Below are 5532 nucleotides of genomic sequence, written 5' to 3' on the forward strand. Positions count from 1 at the left end.
GCGGCATCAACCACATCCCCGGTGCCCGCCCCCCCCCCCCCCCGCCCCCCCCCCCCCCCCCCCCCCCCCCCCCCCCCCCCCCCCCCCCCCCCCCCCCCGCGACAGCGATGTCACAGGCGCTCCCAAACCTCAAAGTTGTAAGCAGGCTTGCCATCCACAGCCGGGTTTTCCACATTGGAAACCAGCTTCCACTGCGCCTCGTCAAACGCCGGAAACCACGCATCGCCTTCGGGGCTGAGCGCGACGCGGGTCAGGTACAAGCGGTCAGCATGCTCCATGCCCTGTGCATAAAGCTGCGCGCCGCCAATCAGCATCACTTCATCGACGCCCTGCTCGCTCGCCCACTCTTCGGCGCGTACAACAGCAGCCTCAAGCGAGGTGAAGACTTCAGCGCCTTCCAGCTTCAGATCGGCCTGGCGAGTCACCACGATGTTCAGGCGACCCGGCAACGGGCGACCGAGCGAATCCCAGGTCTTGCGGCCCATGATGATCGGCTTGCCCAGGGTGGTGGCCTTGAAATACTTGAAATCCCCCGGCAGATGCCAGGGCATGGAATTGTCGACGCCGATCACGCGGTTTTCACCGAGGGCGGCAATCAGGCTGAGGGGGAGATGTTTGTTCATGGCGGCGAGGATAGCAGAGTCCGCCCCGGCCTATCGCGAGCAAGCTCACTCCTACAGGATCACCGCACCCCTGTAGGAGTGAGCTTGCTCGCGATAACGGTTGTCCAAGCACCACGAGCCCCCTTGCCTGCGCGCTTGCGCCACAACGGTTATGCTCACCCTTGATTTCACCAACGAGACGCCGCGTGACTGCACTGACCCCACTCGATGAACTCTGGCTGACCGAAGCCGTGCGCCTGCGTGAACAATATGCAGGACCTCTTGAGGATGACGAAGCGACTCGCCGCGCCCGTGCCAGCGACGGCGACCTGCTTTCCCGAATCAAACTTCGCGCCCTGTGGCTGGCCGAGCGCGACGGCATGCTTGCAGCCCTGCGCCACTGGAAACAGGGCGCTCGGGTTGCGCTGATCCTGCTGGCCATCTTCGCCGTTGTCAGCGGCGCTGGCCTTGCGTTCGCGGCGCTGGGAAATGGCCAGACTCCGGTCAACGTGTTCTGGGCCCTGGGCAGCCTGCTGGGCCTCGACCTGATCCTGTTGATTGGCTGGGCGCTGGGCCTGATCTTCGCAGGCGAAGGCGCCGCCAGCCTTGGGCGGCTCTGGCTGTGGCTGAGTGAAAAACTCGCCCGCGATGCCCAGGCCGCGCAACTGGCCCCGGCGCTGATTCTGCTGCTGCAACGCAAGCGCCTGAATCGCTGGCTGCTGGGCACCTGCGTCAATGGCCTGTGGCTGCTCGCTCTAACGAGTGCGCTGACACTGCTGCTGTTGCTGATGGCGACCCGGCGCTATGGCTTCGTCTGGGAAACCACGATCCTGGGTAGCGACACCTTCGTCACCCTCACTCAAGGGCTCGGCACCCTGCCCTCGCTGCTGGGTTTCAGCGTGCCAAGCGAGGCGATGATCCGCGCCAGCGGCGACACGGCACTGGTGGTCGAAAATGCTCGTCAGTCTTGGGCAGCATGGCTGGTGGGCGTGCTGGTGGTGTACGGCATCGTGCCCCGCTTGCTGCTGACGCTGTTGTGCTACGGACGCTGGCGCAGCGGTCGCAAACACCTGACGCTGGACTTGAGCGAACCCGGTTTCGTCGAGCTGCGGGAACGGTTGATGCCCAGCAGCGAGCGGCTGGGCGTCAACGATGCCGCGCCTGCCCAGTTGCATCAGGTCACAAGCGGTCCCCCTGCGGCGCAAAGCGAAGGCGCGTTGCTAGTGGCCATCGAGCTGGACGAGCAACGCCCCTGGCCGCCCAAGCTGCCCAAAGGCATTGCCGACGCCGGGATTCTCGACAGCCGGGAATCGCGCCGCAACCTGCTCGATCAACTGACCCGCTATCCACCGGCACGCCTGGCGATTGCCTGCGACCCTCGCCGCTCGCCGGATCGCGGCAGTCTTGCACTGATCGCCGAGCTGGCTCGCTGCGCCAGCGCCACCCGCATCTGGCTCCTGCCCGCACCGGTCGGTGAAGCGCTGGATGCCGACCGGTTGAGTGACTGGCACAGCGCACTGCAACAACAGGAACTGCACTGGGCCGACAGCGCGCCGCTGACCTGGCTGGAGACCGGACATGACTGACAAAGCCAGCTACCGTCCGCTGACACTGGCAGTGGTCGGGCACACCAACGTCGGCAAGACCTCGCTGCTGCGTACCCTGACCCGCGACGTCGGGTTTGGCGAAGTGAGCCATCGCCCCAGCACCACCCGCCATGTGGAAGGCGCACGTTTGTCGGTGGACGGCCAGGCGCTGCTGGAGCTGTACGACACGCCGGGCCTGGAAGACGCCATCGCCCTGCTCGACTACCTAGAACGCCTGGATCGCCCGGGCGAACGCCTAGACGGCCCGGCACGCCTGGCGCGCTTTCTCGACGGCAGCGAAGCCCGCCAGCGTTTCGAACAGGAAGCCAAGGTGCTGCGTCAATTGCTGGCGTCGGACGCGGGCCTGTATGTGATCGACGCCCGGGAGCCGGTGCTGGCCAAATACCGTGACGAGCTGGCCGTCCTCGCCAGTTGCGGCAAACCGCTGTTGCCGGTGCTGAATTTCGTCAGCAGCGCACAGCACCGCGAGCCAGACTGGCGCGAAGCCTTGGCGCGCCTCGGGCTGCACGCGCTGGTGCGCTTCGACAGCGTCGCCCCGCCCGAGGATGGAGAGCGGCGCTTGTATGAAAGCCTGGCGCTGTTGCTGGAAAACTCTCGCGGCCAGCTGGAACGGCTGATTCTCGATCAGCAGGCCCAGCGTGAGGTGCGTCGGCACAGCGCCGCACGGTTGATTGCCGAGTTGCTGCTCGATTGCGCGGCCTGTCGGCGCAGTGTGGCCAGCGAGCCCGATCAGGTGCAGCGCGCCGTCGACGACCTGCGCAAGGGCGTGCGCCAGCGGGAACAGCGCTGCGTCGAATCGCTGCTCAAGCTGTATGCGTTCCGGCGCGAGGACGCTTCGGCCAGCGACTTGCCGTTGATGGACGGGCGCTGGGGTGATGATCTGTTCAACCCCGAAACACTCAAGTTGCTGGGTGTGCGGGTCGGCGGTGGCATCGCGGCCGGGGCGGCGGCGGGCCTGGGCGTGGACGTGTTGGTCGGCGGAATCACTCTGGGCGCCGCAGCGCTGGTCGGTGCTATCGCCGGAGGCGCCCTGCAGACCGCCCGCAGTTACGGCGGCCGGCTGCTCGGCAAGCTCAAGGGCCAGCGCGAACTGACGGTGGACGATGCGGTGCTGCGCCTGCTGGCCCTGCGTCAGCGTCAACTGCTCGCAGCGCTTGAAGCCCGTGGCCATGCGGCGATGGACAGCATCAAACTGGACACCCCACAGGACAAATCCTGGCGCGAAGGCAAACTGCCGGACGCCCTGCACAAGGCACGGGCGCATCCGCAATGGTCGTCGCTCAACCCCCACGCCAGGCTGAACCATGCCGAGCGGCAGGAGCAGGTGGAGGCGTTGGCCCAAGTGGTGCTGTAACCCTGTAGGAGCGCGCTTGCCCGCGACGGCGTCGTATCAAACACATGAGGGTCGCCTGACACGACGCCGTCGCGGGCAAGCGCGCTCCTACAGGGGTGACGTCCGGGAATCCCCAAACCTTTAGGCGGCCAACAGGGCCAAGGCCTTTTCCTTCAGGATTTTCAGATCAATCACCGGCACGTTCAGCTCTTTCGCCATCTCGTCCCACTGCCGCATCCGCAGGCTCACATCACACAGCGGGTCTTTCTCGAAGGCATCTGCCTCGGCCTCGCTCATCACGCCGCCCTGATATTCCAGGGTACGGCGGCTCGCTTCGCTCAGTTGCGCGTAGTAGCCGGGCTGGCGCAGCGTCAGGTAGCGCTTGGCCTGAACGTGGTACTCCACCAGCTTCGCGAGGCGCTCGCTGAAGCCGCATTTGCGCAGGTAATCGGCCCCCACCCGCTCATGACTGGCCACGCCATAGCCGCCCATGCTCGCAGCATCGAGGTCGTGGTCGCAGATATGGCCGATGTCATGAAAGAACGCCGCCAGCACCACTTCGTCGTCGTAGCCCTCGCCCAGCGCAAGCTGCGCGGACTGTGACATGTGCTCGATCTGCGACACCGGCTCGCCGATGTAATCGTCGCTGCCGCGCTGTACGTACAGATCAAAAACCTCGTTGACCACCTGTTGAGCCTGTTGCATGAGCCACCCTCGATCCGATAATGCTTGCCTGTGGGCGCACACTACGCTGGCTGTATTGCGATGCCGTGGCAACAATGCCAGACCTGCCGATAGTCGCATCGATCATTTTGCGATAGGGGAAATGCGCGGCGCCCGGTATGATCGCGCGCCCGATACACCCGGAATCCATTTTCATGAAACCCACCCTGATCGCCGCCGCTGAACTCGACCGCCTGGAGACCTGGCAGAAATACTCCAGCCACATGTGCGGAGGCTGCATTTCAAGCTGCTGCACGCTGCCTGTCGAGGCGAAGATCAAGGACCTGATTCGTATCGGGGTGGTCGATGAGTTCGAAATGGGTGACAACCCGAAGAACATCGCCAAGCGCTTGCAGAAGGAAGGCATTATCGAGCGCTTCAACCAGAAGTCGGGGATCTTCACGTTGCAGCGCATGAGCAACAACGACTGCCTGTACCTGGACCGCAAGAGCCGCCTGTGCACCATCTACGACAAGCGCCCTGACACTTGCCGCAACCACCCCAAGATCGGCCCGCGCCCGGGTTACTGCGCGTACAAGCCCAAGGAAGTAGTGCGTGAGAGCAGCGGTACGCTGAATTCGAACTCCGGCCGGGTGCCGTTGAAGTTCTGACGCCCGCGTGCGCACTCCCGCGACTGACGGGGAACTGTGGGAGCGAGCTTGCTCGCGAAGGGATTGATCAGCCGCCGAAATTGCGCTGACAGCACGGACGTCTTCGCGAGCAAGCTCGCTCCCACAAAGACCTCGCAACATTCAGCCTTATGCCGCACAAACAAAAACGCCCCCGGCCTTTCGACCGGGGGCGTTTTCGTTCAGCCGGGGCTAATTAAGCCTTGGCTTTCTTGGCAGCGCGGGTACGCTCGCTTTCGTCCAGGATCTTCTTGCGAAGACGGATGGACTTAGGAGTGACTTCGCACAGCTCGTCTTCCTGGATGTATTCCAGAGCCTGTTCCAGGGTGAAGCGAACAGGTGGTACCAGAGCGATGGTTTCGTCTTTACCCGAAGCACGCATGTTGTCGAGCTTCTTGCCTTTGGTTGGGTTCACACCCAGGTCGTGGTCACGGGAGTTCTGACCAACGATCTGACCGTTGTAGATCTCCTGGCCGTGTTCTACGAACAGCTTGCCACGAGCCTGCAGGGTTTCCAGGGAATAGGTCAGAGCCTTGCCGGTTTCAACCGAAACCAGAACGCCGTTCATACGGCCGGACATGTGGCCCGACTTCACTCGAGCGTAGCGATCGAAGATCGAGGTCAGGATGCAAGCACCG

Annotated in this window: 5 protein-coding genes and 1 pseudogene; 3 read left to right on the plus strand and 3 right to left on the minus strand. The window is 64.0% G+C overall.

Annotated elements, in window-relative coordinates:
* Positions 1-110: 110 nt before the first annotated feature.
* Positions 111-623 carry a dihydrofolate reductase gene (locus ACIPOO_RS17655; RefSeq protein WP_400608727.1) on the minus strand — a complete coding sequence of 171 codons (513 nt, stop codon included), beginning with the start codon at positions 621-623 and terminating at the stop codon, positions 111-113.
* Between the two features lie 185 nt (positions 624-808).
* Between ACIPOO_RS17655 and ACIPOO_RS17660 the strand changes: the two genes are divergently transcribed.
* Both ACIPOO_RS17660 and ACIPOO_RS17665 read left to right on the plus strand, forming a co-directional pair.
* Entirely contained in the window at positions 809-2188 is a 1380-nt protein-coding gene (locus ACIPOO_RS17660; RefSeq protein WP_400608728.1) for a DUF2868 domain-containing protein, read from the plus strand.
* Positions 2181-3563, plus strand: a complete 1383-nt coding sequence (locus ACIPOO_RS17665) for a GTPase/DUF3482 domain-containing protein (protein WP_400608729.1) — start codon at positions 2181-2183, stop codon at positions 3561-3563. The genes ACIPOO_RS17660 and ACIPOO_RS17665 overlap by 8 nt, the downstream gene beginning before the upstream one ends.
* A gap of 120 nt (positions 3564-3683) precedes the next feature.
* On the opposite strand, the gene ACIPOO_RS17670 is transcribed toward ACIPOO_RS17665, so the two are convergent.
* On the minus strand, positions 3684-4247 hold the full coding sequence (locus ACIPOO_RS17670; protein WP_400608730.1) for a phosphonate degradation HD-domain oxygenase: 564 nt from the start codon (positions 4245-4247) through the stop codon (positions 3684-3686).
* 173 nt (positions 4248-4420) lie between these two features.
* On the opposite strand from ACIPOO_RS17670, the gene ACIPOO_RS17675 reads away from it, so the two are divergent.
* Entirely contained in the window at positions 4421-4876 is a 456-nt protein-coding gene (locus tag ACIPOO_RS17675; RefSeq protein WP_274135170.1) for a YkgJ family cysteine cluster protein, read from the plus strand.
* Between the two features lie 214 nt (positions 4877-5090).
* On the opposite strand, the pseudogene ACIPOO_RS17680 reads toward ACIPOO_RS17675, so the two are convergent.
* A pseudogene (locus ACIPOO_RS17680) lies at positions 5091-5532 on the minus strand (translational GTPase TypA); the annotation flags it as partial.

Origin of the sequence: Pseudomonas sp. NPDC090201, assembly GCF_044746825.1 — a bacterium.
In the GTDB taxonomy this organism is placed as follows: domain Bacteria; phylum Pseudomonadota; class Gammaproteobacteria; order Pseudomonadales; family Pseudomonadaceae; genus Aquipseudomonas; species Aquipseudomonas putida_AD.